Origin of the sequence: Paenibacillus sp. FSL R5-0887, from assembly GCF_038002305.1 — a bacterium.
Taxonomy (GTDB): Bacteria; Bacillota; Bacilli; order Paenibacillales; family Paenibacillaceae; genus Paenibacillus_AQ; species Paenibacillus_AQ odorifer.
Window position 1 is genome coordinate 1,676,357 of record NZ_JBBOCE010000002.1, and the last position, 13,360, is coordinate 1,689,716.

At 42.4% G+C, this 13,360-nt stretch carries 12 protein-coding genes; 8 read left to right on the top strand and 4 right to left on the bottom strand.

Features of this window, described 5'->3' with window-relative positions:
- Window positions 1-16: 16 nt before the first annotated feature.
- A complete protein-coding gene (locus tag MKY14_RS25310; protein ID WP_248549110.1) occupies window positions 17-850 on the top strand; it encodes an ABC transporter ATP-binding protein in 834 nt (277 codons plus the stop codon).
- Window positions 851-1,047: 197 nt separating this feature from the next.
- Window positions 1,048-1,419, top strand: coding sequence for a hypothetical protein (locus MKY14_RS25315; protein ID WP_340393252.1), 372 nt, complete (start codon window positions 1,048-1,050; stop codon window positions 1,417-1,419).
- Between the two features lie 446 nt (window positions 1,420-1,865).
- Here MKY14_RS25315 and MKY14_RS25320 read toward each other — a convergent pair whose 3' ends face one another.
- Both MKY14_RS25320 and MKY14_RS25325 read right to left on the bottom strand, forming a co-directional pair.
- Window positions 1,866-2,615 (bottom strand): WecB/TagA/CpsF family glycosyltransferase, encoded by a 750-nt coding sequence (locus MKY14_RS25320; protein WP_076192743.1) that lies wholly within the window; start codon window positions 2,613-2,615, stop codon window positions 1,866-1,868.
- A 233-nt stretch (window positions 2,616-2,848) separates the two neighbouring features.
- Window positions 2,849-3,730, bottom strand: coding sequence for a nucleotidyltransferase domain-containing protein (locus MKY14_RS25325; protein ID WP_340977613.1), 882 nt, complete (start codon window positions 3,728-3,730; stop codon window positions 2,849-2,851).
- Between the two features lie 185 nt (window positions 3,731-3,915).
- Between MKY14_RS25325 and MKY14_RS25330 the strand changes: the two genes are divergently transcribed.
- The gene (locus MKY14_RS25330; protein WP_076278911.1) at window positions 3,916-4,962 is read left to right on the top strand and encodes a YncE family protein; all 1,047 of its coding nucleotides are present in this window, start codon (window positions 3,916-3,918) and stop codon (window positions 4,960-4,962) included.
- A 46-nt stretch (window positions 4,963-5,008) separates the two neighbouring features.
- Here MKY14_RS25330 and MKY14_RS25335 read toward each other — a convergent pair whose 3' ends face one another.
- Complete coding sequence (locus MKY14_RS25335; RefSeq protein ID WP_076185676.1) at window positions 5,009-6,532, bottom strand: DHA2 family efflux MFS transporter permease subunit; 1,524 nt, start codon at window positions 6,530-6,532, stop codon at window positions 5,009-5,011.
- A gap of 205 nt (window positions 6,533-6,737) precedes the next feature.
- Between MKY14_RS25335 and MKY14_RS25340 the strand changes: the two genes are divergently transcribed.
- The 5 genes from MKY14_RS25340 to MKY14_RS25360 all read left to right on the top strand — a co-directional run bounded on the left by MKY14_RS25340 (window position 6,738) and on the right by MKY14_RS25360 (window position 12,200).
- Window positions 6,738-7,628: a TetR/AcrR family transcriptional regulator gene (locus tag MKY14_RS25340; protein WP_248549116.1), complete on the top strand. Its 891-nt coding sequence runs from the start codon at window positions 6,738-6,740 to the stop codon at window positions 7,626-7,628.
- A gap of 77 nt (window positions 7,629-7,705) precedes the next feature.
- Entirely contained in the window at window positions 7,706-8,395 is a 690-nt protein-coding gene (locus tag MKY14_RS25345) for a response regulator transcription factor (RefSeq protein WP_340977616.1), read from the top strand.
- A complete protein-coding gene (locus MKY14_RS25350; RefSeq protein ID WP_340977618.1) occupies window positions 8,392-9,396 on the top strand; it encodes a sensor histidine kinase in 1,005 nt (334 codons plus the stop codon). The genes MKY14_RS25345 and MKY14_RS25350 overlap by 4 nt, the downstream gene beginning before the upstream one ends.
- Window positions 9,397-9,502: 106 nt before the next feature.
- Complete coding sequence (locus MKY14_RS25355; protein WP_076192732.1) at window positions 9,503-10,264, top strand: ABC transporter ATP-binding protein; 762 nt, start codon at window positions 9,503-9,505, stop codon at window positions 10,262-10,264.
- Window positions 10,254-12,200: an FtsX-like permease family protein gene (locus MKY14_RS25360; RefSeq protein WP_076302323.1), complete on the top strand. Its 1,947-nt coding sequence runs from the start codon at window positions 10,254-10,256 to the stop codon at window positions 12,198-12,200. Before MKY14_RS25355 ends, MKY14_RS25360 begins: the two co-directional genes overlap by 11 nt.
- 214 nt (window positions 12,201-12,414) lie before the next feature.
- Here MKY14_RS25360 and MKY14_RS25365 read toward each other — a convergent pair whose 3' ends face one another.
- Window positions 12,415-13,086, bottom strand: coding sequence for an O-methyltransferase (locus MKY14_RS25365; RefSeq protein ID WP_076192727.1), 672 nt, complete (start codon window positions 13,084-13,086; stop codon window positions 12,415-12,417).
- Between the last annotated feature and the right edge of the window lie 274 nt (window positions 13,087-13,360).

Below are 13,360 nucleotides of genomic sequence, written 5' to 3' on the forward strand. Positions count from 1 at the left end.
GTCTCAAGCGACGCAAATGCAACACAGAACAACAGAAGTCATAAGCTCTCCTGAAGCTCATACCGTGGCACCCGCCCTTGAAGTGAGCGGCATCTCCAAATCTTTTTCCCATCGTCGCCGTGAGACGAAAGTTCTGAATAATGTCTCTCTCAAGGTAGAGCAACAAGAGTTCGTTTCGATCGTTGGTCCTTCCGGCTGCGGAAAAAGCACCTTATTCCATATGATTGGCGGCCTTGTGAAACCCGATGCAGGCACGATCCGCATGAACGGTAAGGTCGTTACAGGTCAACGCGGTGAAATTAGTTATATGCCGCAGCAGCCTGCGCTTTTTCCTTGGCGTACAATTGAGGATAATGTGCTGCTTGCTGGGGAGATCAAAGGTGCACTGCGGGATGGAGCCCGCGAGGAAGCGCGCCAGTGGCTTACCAAGGTTGGGTTAAGCGGGTTCGAACATGCTTATCCGCATATGCTGTCTGGCGGGATGCAGCAGCGTGCAGCTTTTCTCAGAGCATTGCTCGCTCCCCAGGAGCTAATGTTGCTGGATGAACCTTTCAGCGCACTCGATGCACTAACTCGCAGTGAAATGCAGCGCTGGCTGCTTGAGCTGTGGGAAGAGAATCGCCGCTCTGTGCTGTTCATTACTCACAACATCGAAGAAGCGTTGTTGCTCTCTAATCGTATCTATGTATTTTCCGGCCGCCCCGGCTCCATTCTGCATACAGTCGATGTGCCGTTTCCGCGGCCACGCCGTGATGAGATTACGGACTCTCCCGAATTCCTTAAGCTCAAACGCCAGTTGTCACAGTGGATGCGAGAGGAACAAGCTAAAAATAGGCAGCCGCTAGCTTAATCGCTAAAAACTGTAAACTGATATCGCTGGTATAGCGGTGTCAGTTTTTTATTTTGCAGCGATAAACTCCTGCCCTATTTATAATTGACGCGGATGTATCTGCTCAATTAAACAAATTTCACTCATCATAGTAGGGATCACATTAAATGTGTGGCGAAAACCGACTCCCTGTTGGTAATGGATAGTAACCGGGCGGGTTGGGGACATTCTACGGGATTTATACCGGTGATTTGCTGCTTTGGGCCGGATTCGGCTCAGTCTACGGGATTTATACCGGTGATTTGCTGCTTTGGGCCGGATTCGGCTCAGTCTACGGGATTTATACCGTTGATTTGCTGCTTCGGGCCGGACTCGGCTCATTCTGCGGGATTTATACCGTTGATTTGCTGCTTCAGGCCGGATTCGGCTCATTCTGCGGGATTTATACCGTTGATTTGCTTCGTCGGGCCGGATTCGGCTCAGTCTACGGGATTTATACCGTTGATTCACTTCGTCGGGCCGGATTTGGCTCATTCTACGGGATTTATACCGTTGATTTGATTCGTCGGGCTGTATTGCACCCGATCTAGGGCATTTTTGCCTTCTATTTCCCACTTCGGCGGAATTCCAGTGACTCAGGGGCATTTTTGCCCTTATTGTTCCTCTTTAGCTTTTAGTTTGAATTAAATACGAGACTATGGCATCAACCAGAATCGGTGTTGTTTATTATTATTAATTTGTTTAAAGGTCACAGCTATAGTCGCACTTACATTCTACTCACTACTCTTACACATACTCCCACTACTCACTTTTACTCCTACTCCTTACCTCAATCCCACTACTTACTCTACTCTACTCCTTACCTCAATCTCACTACTCACTACTCACTACTCACTCTTGCTCATACTCCTCACCTTACTCCCACTAATCTCTCTTACTCTTCCCCCTACTCCTTACTTCCTACTCTCACATCTGCCCCCTCCTCCTCTCCCACCAACCGAACCAAAAAAAGGCCCCCATAAACGAGGCCTTTTCTTCATTTCCTAATCATAGCTCGGAACACGAATTTGGGCAGCACTGCCTGTCTGCGCCATCGCGACTTTTGTCCCTTCGCAACGGGAGCGAACAAAAGTCGATGCAACCACTCCAGATTGAGTTTTTTCCATAGCGCTGGTGCAGGAGTAACTTTTCCCGCTATTACATCTAAGCTGCCCCCCACGCCAAAAACAACTTTTACCTGCGTAAGCTCCTGTTTGTGCTTATATACCCATTTGTCAGAGTATGGCGCACCCATCGCAACGATCAGGAAATCTGGCTGTGCGCGCTGTATTTCTGCTACAATGGCAGGCTCCTCTTCCTTGGTAAGAAAACCATTATGTCTTCCTGCAATCTTCACATTCGGATATAACTCCGTGATCTTTTCGACCGCTTTACAGCTGGTAAGCTCATCTGTTCCCAAGAAATAAAAACTCCATCCCAAGCTATTTCCTTGCTCCAAAAGCTCAAGAAGCAGCTCATATCCAGTTACCCTCTCAGCAATAGGATCGCCTTTTCTTTTTGATGCCATCACAATGCCAATCCCGTCAGGAGTGATTAGATCCGCTTCTTGAAGTATGGTTCGTAGCAGCTCGTCCGATTGACTTGTTATCGTAATTTCCGGGTTAGCCGTGATCAAATGGAAAAGTTTCGATTCCCCAGATTGAATATGCTTTGTTAGATGAAGTGTTGTCTCATGTAGTGTTAGTTTTGAAAAGGGAACTCCTAATATTGAAACTGTCCCGTCCATATAATCACCTCTCACTAAAATTCCACTTCAATATACCTTACCATAATCAAGAGGAGGAAGGGGAGTCATTTAAGTTACTTAATCACTACAGCCAGCTAGCCACTCACCCAAATACTTATAGCCACTTCAACCATCCGACCATTCCACCACTCCGACCATCCCAGCCACTACAGCCATCCCCAGCACCCCCGCCACCACAGCTACTCTACTCACCAAACACCCTATAGCTCCACTCACTCCTCCATAAACTTCCACCACTCTACTAACCAAGGTTCATCGATCCCCCGCATGCGGAATTCCTCTACAAGTATCTTCCGGAATCGTTTTTCCATTTTGACAAAGTTATTATCCTCTTGGTACATAGGAGCAAAGGATTCATCATCTCTAATAAAACTCCAAAAATCGCCCGCACACTCCATAATCTTTCGGCCGACAGTCGTTTGTTTGGCTACAGGTACCAGCCATTTGTCATAGGGGTAGGGGTGACCTTCAATAGTAATGGCACAGCGTAATGCTTCTTTATAAAGAGAAACCGCTAAAAATAAAATAGGAAAGGCGTCGCCACGCACTACCGGATTATCTAAGCTTTTGGCATAACTTCTTAACTGTATGTATGAATTCTTACGAAATCTCATTAGGACTTCAGGTTGGAGGGGCACATAGGCATCAAAAAGCGACTTTACATCCAATCGGTCATAGTAGATATAAGAAATAGAAGCATTCCACAGCCATTCCATATTTCCGCTCATTAACGCCGCTTTGATTTCTGATATTTTATGCAGTGTGTAATGTCCGGACTTGCCGCTGGGAAGTCGTAAATCCATAAAAAAACTACTTTGCTCCGGGATCAGCCCCGCTTGCTCGAACCGATGATTAATGCTGCTATAATACTCGTCCTGACAAATAATGATTACATCCACATCCGACTGCTCATCCACCACACCAAGTGCGGTCGATCCATCAAGGAGAATACTTACCCGCTGACTCTCCTCTTTCATTAACGGATGATTTAGAATTTCTTGTGTGATATACTGCCCAATTTCCTCTAATAATTCGCTATGAACCTGCGTCTTATCAGGTGTTAATAAAATATCCGACAACACTGATTTCACCATCTCAACCCCAACCTCCAATCAATCTCAATTTCTCAAAAAATAAAACGCTTACACCTAACCTAATATTTGGATAATGGAGTACCATTCTACACTCCTAATATATATCTTGCAAGGATAAATGAAGTACCCTTTTGCCTAAGCCTAAATATAATGAAGTATCTATTTACTTGGAAAGGGGTAAAAGCATGGCGCAGCCAAAAGTGATTGCTACAGTCCGCTCTGCCGGACCGATCGGAGATATAAAAGTAAATGTCGTCACGAATCGAGTATACTTTGTAAACCCAGACACCGAGGCTGGAACTATCGGGGTATTGGAGGGCAGAACTAATCGCATTATCGCTCGGATCCCTGTAGGAAGACTGCCGTCTCAGCTCGGAATCAACCCCCAAACCAACCGGATTTATGTACCTAACTTCCGTGACGAAAACGTATCTGTCATAAACGGGCGGACAAACCAGGTAATCAAAACTGTCAAAGTAGGCCGATTCCCAGACAATATCGGAGTAAATGTTCGAACCAATCTGATTTATGTAACTAGCGCATTCGGAACCCTATTCGTCATAGACGGGAAAACAAATCAGGTCCGTAAAAAGATTGAAATCGGTGGACGCCCCTCCAGAATTGTTATCAATGAGCTTACCAACCGTGTCTATGTGACCAATACAGTAAATGATAGCGTCACCGTCATTAACGGAACTACACAGGCGATCATTGCGACAATAAAAGTCGGAAGTAACCCCGTGATAGCGCCAGCACTTAATAAAATTACCAATCGTATTTATGTCGCTAATAACTTGAGCCGGTTTCTTTCTGTGATCAATGGCCGAACCAATAAATTGTTGCGTAATGTACAGCTGGGACGTTTGCAAAGTGAGGTCGTTATAAATCCGCTGACGAATCGTATTTATGTCTCAAGTGCACAAGTGGAGGGTAAGGGCAGGCTGTTTGTCATAGATGGGCGCAACAACAAAATTATAACCACAAAGGTGTTGCCTACCTCCTCCAACACGATTATCAACCCGAATACAAATCATTTATTTGTTGGTAATTTTGATAAGAATCATATGTCCGTTTATAACGCCACCACGTTTAAACGGCTCGCAAGATTCTCCTCCGTATCAGGCAGCACTGTGCTAAACCCGCTCACAAATAGAATTTATGTAGGTGGAAACGACTCCATAACGGTCATTCAGGATGGACCAAGACTCACTCAGAGTTCTATTTTTAATTAAGACAAAAAGACGCCCACCATAGGTGAGCGTCTTTCTACATATCAAATTACATCGATCTAGCGGATGAAACTTGTTTAACAGCCACTTTTTCCTCGATTGTTTCTGTATCCTTAGGCTGTATCCCTCTTTTTATGAAGAAAGCTAGGATAAAGGCAATGATGGCTACGCCTACTGACACTAAGAATGCATCGTTAATTCCTTCGATCGTTGCTTTTGCGATGACTTGGTTTTGAATGCCAAGCAATTGCTCTGCAGAAGGCTTAGCCGTTAATTTACTCACAGCTTCAGCTACCATATCTTTGACATGTGATGTGGTACTGTTAGACATAATCGTTACAAGCAGCGCCCCGCCAATCGCCCCGGAGACTTGCTGAATCGTACTGTTCATGGCTGTACCATGCGGTGTATATTTAGCCGGAATGGAGTTCAGACCATTGGTCATCACAGGCATCATAACCATTGAAATCCCGAACATTCTCACAGAATACAAAATCATAAGTGTCGAATATTTCGTTGTCTCAGTTAGATCACTAAAGAAATACGTACTGATCACTACGATAGCCAGACCGATTAACGCTAAGACTTTGCCGCCGAATTTATCGAACAATTTACCTGTGATTGGAGACATAACCCCCATAATCAACGCACCAGGCAACATTAGGAGTCCCGAATCCAGAGGTGAAATGCCTCTAATATTTTGCAGGTAAATCGGCATTAACATCATGGCTGAGAACATCGCCATATTCAGTGTAATCGAAATCGCTGAGGATAAAGCGAACATCGGATATTTGTACACTCTGAAGTTAAGCATAGGCTCCTTCATCTTCATCTGGCGCATAATGAATATCACTAAACCAATAACCCCGATAATAAGGGTGGAGTAGACCATTGGATCATCCCATCCTTTATTCCCAGCGGAACTGAAGCCGTATAGAAGACCCCCGAACCCAATCGCTGATAGAACTACGGATAGAATATCAATTTTAATAGCCACATCTTTTTTAGGATCATGCAGTTTGAAGAAGGCAAGAATGAACACCAATACGGCGATCGGTGCAATCATAAAGAACAGCACAGGCCATTCATAATGCTGAATAATCCATCCTGAGAGTGTAGGACCAATGGCTGGTGCAAAAATCATAACCAAACCAAACATCCCCATGGCCGAGCCACGTTTTTCAGGTGGAAATGTGGTGAACAATACATTCATTAATAATGGCATCATAATCGCGGCCCCTGAGGCTTGGACCATTCTCGCAATCAATAATACAGGGAAACTTGGAGCAAAGCCTCCAATGAAGGTCCCTATTGCAAATAATCCAATGGCGATTAGGAATAATCGTCTGGCTGTATACTTTTGAATTAAAAAGGCCGTTGAAGGAATCATGATCCCGTTCACTAACATATAACCCGTCGATAACCACTGTACCGTTGAGGCACTGACATCAAAATCCTTCATAATCGATGGTAAAGCTATATTGAGCAAGGTATTACTCAGTAAAGCAACAAATGCACCAATCATAAGGATTGCCAAAATCCCATAGGACGCTTTACTTTCTTTCGTTTTCATTTTGGAATCCTCCATTCTATAATCATACCGTCGGTTCAATTTTGAACTTATGTTACAACGTAGAATATATTACTCTTATATTTACTGCTTGGCAAGTCAGAATTCATTTAAAAACTAAATTGTATTAAGTGGAAATATAAGCTAGTCTATTCTACGTGAAGTGTTTTTTTTGCACAAAAGAGTCCAGCTTAAAGGGGCACCTAAGATGATAAATAAACGGAAAGAGCAAGTGATTCAAAAAGCACATGAATTATTTATTGAAAAAGGCTACCACGCCACATCCATACAGGACATTCTGAATCACAGCCGGATCTCCAAAGGATCTTTTTATAATTATTTCCCTTCCAAGGGGGATCTCTTTAAAGCTGTATTCACCTCTATTCATGACCAGCTGGAAGAAGGCAGAAATGGCCTGCTCATTGGCCAGGACCCCTCTGACATTGATATATTCGCTAAACAAGTTCAACTGGTTATGAAAATCAATAAAAAAAATAAATTGTTGCAGCTGGTTGAAGATGCCCTGGTCTCCAATGATCCGGATTTAATTACGTTCATCAAAAAAACTAAATTCACCTTATTAACCTGGGTGCATGAACGTTTCCTGCATATATTTTCTGAAGATAAAAAACCCTATCTACTGGATGGAGCCATCATTTTCACAGGCATCTTGCAACATATGCTGCAAATTAACAGTGCCATGAATGAAGTCATTACCTCTCAACAAATCATTAATTATTGCACTACTCTTATCCAGACGATTGTTGAGGACTTAAGTGAAAAAGGAATGCAGCTTATCTCCCCCGATCATGTAGGGAAACTATTGCCTGTTGCTGAATACACTGATTTTTTTAATAATGATTTATCGTTTGCGACCGTAAGCTTAAAAAAAATCATTGATAAATCATTCGCCGCCGATGATCCCAGCCTGTCCAATGCACTGAAGCTGTTATATTTTATCCAAGAAGAGATCATGAACAATAAGGAACCAAGAGAGTTCTTAATCGAAAGCGCCCTGCTCTCCTTGAAAATGTGCCCTCAGTTTAATGAAACGAAGGAATTTGCACATTATCAGACAGTGTTATCTGCAATGCTCTAAGCACAATCAAAGTATGGCTTCAATCATTTAAGCGTATTCTAAACGCAAGGCACGAAACTAAAAGTGTGGTGACCGATTTGTTCAGGCTTTTATTAATCGAAGATGATACAACGCTGTTTAATGAGATCAAAGAGCGGCTTACGCAGTGGTCTTATGATGTATATGGCATTCAAGATTTCAACAATGTTACGCAGGAATTCACGGAAATCAAACCTGATTTAGTGATAATTGATATCCAATTACCCAAATTCGATGGATTTCATTGGTGCAGAATGATTCGCTCTCACTCTAATCTGCCGATTATCTTCTTATCCTCTCGGGATCATCCGACAGATATGGTGATGTCCATGCAGCTGGGAGCCGATGATTATATCCAAAAGCCCTTCCATTTCGATGTACTCATTGCCAAGGTGCAAGCCATTCTCCGGCGTGTGTACAATTACAATACGGATAACATTGAACTCAAAACGTGGTGCGGAGCTACCGTCGATTATGAGCGGAATTCAGTGACCAACGACACGGGAACGATTGAGCTTACCAAAAATGAGATTTTCATATTGAAATTGCTCATTGAGAAAAAGAATAAAATTGTCACCCGCGAGGAATTAATTAATAGCTTATGGGACGATAAGCGCTTTATTAGCGACAACACCCTTACCGTCAACGTAAATCGGCTGCGCAAAAAGCTCGACGAGCTTGAATTAGGGGCGTTTATTGAGACGAAGGTTGGACAAGGGTACGTAGCCATTGAAGAGGATTCTCTATGATTAAAAAGTACCTGCTCGAAAGACTCGGTTGGATTTTGCTTTTTCTCTTTGTACATCTATTTATGCTCTTTATCACCTTTATGGACCCGACCATCCCCCTGTCTTCAGTGCTCTATCTGGTCTCTTTATCGATGATTTTTTTCGTAATTTTTCTAGTCATTCGCTATCCTAAGGAAACCAGATTTTATAAAAGCTTAAATGAGCGGGACGATGATCTCGATCTGACAAGCATCGCTCTTGCCGAAAGTCCTTTTGAGAAAATCATCGAAGAGAGCATCACCAACCAAGTGAAATTGTTAAAGCGGACTGCTTCAGACAATTTAATGAATTTGGAGCAAGAGAAGGATGAGCTGTTATCCTGGATTCATGAAGTAAAGACTCCACTGACCGCAATGCATCTAATGATTGAGCGTATAGAAGATGATGTTATGAAGGGGCACTTGACCTATGAGTGGCTGCGTATTCACCTGCTGCTGGATCAGCAGCTCCATCAAAGACGGATACCATTTATTGAAAACGACCTGTACATGGAGCAAATCGATATAGAAACGCTTATTTTTAGTGAGATTAAGACATTACAATCTTGGTGTATTCAGAAGGGAATCGGCTTTGAGTTGAACTTAGAAGCTGCTGAAGTGCTTAGTGATGCTAAATGGCTGGCTTTTATCCTCAGACAACTCCTAACCAACGCCGTAAAATATAGTGAGGCTTCTGATATTACAGTGAATAGCTACCAGCAAGCTGAACATATCGTTCTTAAGGTGAAGGATTGCGGGCGCGGGATAGATCCGAAGGACCTGCCGCGCATCTTCGACAGAGGGTTTACTTCCACTACTGTACATCGCGACAATGCCGCCACAGGCATGGGCTTATATTTAGCTCAGAAAGCAGCTCAATCCTTACTCATCATCATCGGGGTTCAATCCAAGCTCGGAGCGGGATCAACATTTACGCTAACCTTCCCACTCAAAAATGAATTCGTTAAAATCTCAAGCATGTGACAACAATGTCACATGCTTTTATATTTTGTTCGGGCAATCGCAGGATAAGAACAATAAACTTTTTTATAATAAAGCTATACAAGAAGAAACGAAGGAGTGAATCATTATGGCAATTCTAGAAGCTACTAAAATTCATAAAAGCTATGGCAATAAATTAAACAAACAATCCGTGTTAAGCGGACTCGATATTCGTATAGAAGAAGGCGAATTCGTTGGCATCATGGGGCCTTCCGGTTCAGGTAAAACCACCCTGCTCAACGTACTCTCGTCGATCGACAAAATCAGTAACGGATCTATTACCATCGAGGGCAATGAAATCTCCAATATGAAAGAGAAGCAGCTCGCTGAATTTCGCAAGAATCATTTAGGTTTTATTTTTCAAGAATATAATCTCTTGGACACGCTGACGGTAAAGGAGAACATCCTGCTGCCACTATCCATTACCAATACACCCAAGAAAGCCGCCAATCAGAAATTCGAAAGTCTCGCAAAGGAATTGGGGATTTTGGAATTAAAAAATAAGTACCCCAATGAAATCTCTGGCGGTCAAAAACAACGTACCTCAGCAGCTCGTGCCTTCATTCATGATCCAAGTATTATTTTTGCTGATGAGCCTACCGGGGCGCTGGATTCTAAATCCGCTTCTGATTTATTAAATAAGCTAAGTGAACTCAATCAAAAACGAAGAGCAACCATCGTTATGGTTACACATGATCCAGTGGCTGCCAGTTATTGCAGTAGAGTTATTTTTATAAAAGATGGAAAAATCTATACGCAACTAAATAAAGGAGAACAATCAAGACAAGTTTTCTTCAACGACATTATAAAAACACAGGGTGTATTAGGCGGTGTGCAGAATGAGCATTAATGTATTAATGATTCGAAATCTGCGAAAAAACATCCGAAATTACTACCTATACGTGTTTGCGCTAGTTTTTAGTGTGGCCTTATATTTCGCCTTTGTCACCTTGCAATACGATCCCTCGATGGATGAGCTGGAAAGCTCTATCAAAGGGGGCGCAGCCATCACAGCTGCCTCGGTTTTACTAGTCGTAATTGTCTCTATTTTCCTGTTGTATGCTAATACGATCTTTATCAAACGACGCGGCAAAGAAATTGGCTTATTTCAGTTAATTGGAATGACCAAAAATAAAATTTTCCGCATTCTTTCGGCAGAAAACTTTATCCTATATTTCGGTTCCCTGATCCTAGGGATATTAGTAGGCTTTTCTATCTCAAAATTGATCCTCATGATCTTATTTAAAATAATGGGGGTCGATGCTATAGCCTCCCTTCATTTCTCTATCGAAGCTTTGATTCAGACGTTGATCGTATTTTGTGTGATTTATCTTTTGATCATGCTGATGAATTATGGATTTATTAAACGACAAAGTATCTTATCCTTGTTCCGGGTAACCTCAACAACAGAAGGTACAGTGAAAAAGTTATCCTTCTTTGAAATGATCATAGGGATTGTCGGAATTGGCCTAATCCTACTGGGCTATGTGCTCTCCTCTAAATTACTTACCGAAGACGTAACCTCAATGAATCAATTGGCTATATCCATGATTACTATTTTGGGATCCGTCATTATTGGGACCTATCTATTTTATAAAGGCTCGGTAAGTTTTATTTTTCATATCATTCGTAAGCGGAAAAACGGCTATCTGAACATTAGAGAGGTTCTATCTCTTTCCTCCATTATGTTTCGCATGAAATCCAATGCCGTATTATTAACCATCATTACAACGGTATCGGCACTAGCCCTGGGTTTATTATCCCTTAGCTACATTTCCTTTTACTCTGCTGAGAAAACTTCCAAGCAATATGTCCCAACGGATTTTGTATTCACGAATGCCCAAGAGGCTGAACAATTTACAAAGATCCTAACGGCAAATGATTTAGTATTTACAGAAAGAAGGACCCAAGTCCTTCAGGTCGATGTAGATGTTGAAGAGATTCTTGTTAAAAAACCGGACGGAGACAATATGTTTTCAAATATTATGACCCTGGCGGTCATAAGTGAAAATGCACTTGAAGACGTTGATCTAACTCCAGATAAAGCTTATTTTACGAAATCAAGCAGTGCACTGGATAATTTTGTTACTATGAAAGATAAAGGTGCGATTGAACTCAAAGGGTTACATGAGGTTTTTCCACAGGATTATAAAAGATTAGATATCGAAAGTCCCATTTCAGGGTATTACACAGGAGGTGGCTTACCGGTTGCGGTTGTAGACGAATCGATCTTTAAACGCTTAAAGAAGGATTTAGATCCTGCCCTTCAAAGAGGATCCTCCCTTAATATCGGGATTGATATGAAAGTCCGGGCCAGCGTTGAACAGGCAAATGAACTTTTCAAGACCTTGAAATTTGATGAGAAAAACAAACAAGACTCTCAATTAGAGTCGATAAAAGGTCAAAAACAAAATATGGGACTCATTATGTTTATCGTTGCTTTTCTGGGGTTAACCTTCTTGATTACCTCCGGATGTATTCTATACTTTAAACAAATGGATGAAAGTGAAAATGAAAAACCTAACTACACTATTCTGAGAAAGCTTGGATTCACGCAAGGCGATCTGCTCAGAGGTATACAGATGAAACAATTGTTCAACTTCGGTATTCCATTAGTCATAGGTCTGCTTCACAGCTACTTCGCCGTTAAATCCGGCTGGTTCTTATTCGGCACAGAGCTTTGGACACCGATGATTCTGGTGATGCTGTTATACACTGCTTTGTATTCGATCTTTGCAATATTGTCCGTCTTCTATTACAAAAAGGTGATTAAAGAGGCGCTTTAAAATAACGAAGGTGTTCCTAAAGCCATCATGGCTTAGGGACACCTTTGTTTGATTTGATATCATTTACAGGTAGGAGGCACCGGCATCTATCGGACACAGATGAACCTCTTTCTAAGTAATAGCGTCACTGGAGTCCGAAACCCTGCTCTATAGGCTAAAAATTCGCAAATAACGCCAACGGGGTCCGTAACGCTCAGAGGATCTGTCGAATCCCTCAGCTATTCACAATCCCCAATACAAATCCATCATAACCTTTGCTTCCCACCGTCTGAATGGCAGTAGCCGAAATTCTAGGCTCTTCAGCCAACAGATCATAGAATTCCCGTACGCCTACTACACGAGCGTCTTCGCTATTCTCATTAATGACCTCCCCTTCACGAATCACATTATCTCCAAGGATCACCGTTCCTGGCTGGGAGAATTGCAGCGCCCACTTTAAATAGTTAGGATTATTCGGTTTATCGGCATCTATAAAAATAAAGTCGAAGGGTTCAACGCCCTCTTGTTTCATCTGAGACAGTTGCTCTAATGCATCCCCTACACGAAGCTCTACCAGATGATCCACCTCGGCAAGCGAAAGATTAGCTTTAGCTACCTGCGCATGAATAGGATCCAGCTCCAAGGTAACTATCTGTCCGTCAGACGGCAGGGCTCTTGCCATCCAAATCGTACTGTACCCGCCCAAGGTGCCAATCTCCAAAATCCGGCGTGCACCTTTCATTTGCACCAGTAGATTGAGGAATTTCCCCTGACTAGGCGAAACATCAAAGGGCGGCAACCCTGCCTGTTGATTGGTGACCAACACTTCTTCCAATACAGCGTCCTGTGGAATCAGGCGCTCTGTAATATACTGATCGACTTTATCCCAAGTAGTCGTTTGATTCATATTTATCACTTCTCCTTTAGTATTGATTTTGGTTTAGATGAACTTATAAATTCCACATTTAGGGATCGTTCGTAACTATGAGGAGTGTTTGGACTTCCGGTCGCTGTTGTCTCCAGATTTCTTCAATTTAAACACTGTTCATGGTTGAAATCCGGAGACAAAGGCGATCGCTACGCTCCTACAGTTCCAAACCTCCTCTCCATTACTCCTTTCCCTAATCTCATCTTTCCAAGTTCATCTTTATATCTGTATTGTAAATCAGTTATAATCATAA

Coding starts and splice junctions, on each gene's coding strand:
- MKY14_RS25310 (WP_248549110.1), top strand. CDS start 17: ATGCAACACAGAACAACAGAAGTCATAAGCTCTCCTGAAGCTCATACC.
- MKY14_RS25320 (WP_076192743.1), bottom strand. CDS start 2,615: ATGGACGGGACAGTTTCAATATTAGGAGTTCCCTTTTCAAAACTAACA.
- MKY14_RS25325 (WP_340977613.1), bottom strand. CDS start 3,730: ATGGTGAAATCAGTGTTGTCGGATATTTTATTAACACCTGATAAGACG.
- MKY14_RS25330 (WP_076278911.1), top strand. CDS start 3,916: ATGGCGCAGCCAAAAGTGATTGCTACAGTCCGCTCTGCCGGACCGATC.
- MKY14_RS25335 (WP_076185676.1), bottom strand. CDS start 6,532: ATGAAAACGAAAGAAAGTAAAGCGTCCTATGGGATTTTGGCAATCCTT.
- MKY14_RS25340 (WP_248549116.1), top strand. CDS start 6,738: ATGATAAATAAACGGAAAGAGCAAGTGATTCAAAAAGCACATGAATTA.
- MKY14_RS25350 (WP_340977618.1), top strand. CDS start 8,392: ATGATTAAAAAGTACCTGCTCGAAAGACTCGGTTGGATTTTGCTTTTT.
- MKY14_RS25355 (WP_076192732.1), top strand. CDS start 9,503: ATGGCAATTCTAGAAGCTACTAAAATTCATAAAAGCTATGGCAATAAA.
- MKY14_RS25360 (WP_076302323.1), top strand. CDS start 10,254: ATGAGCATTAATGTATTAATGATTCGAAATCTGCGAAAAAACATCCGA.
- MKY14_RS25365 (WP_076192727.1), bottom strand. CDS start 13,086: ATGAATCAAACGACTACTTGGGATAAAGTCGATCAGTATATTACAGAG.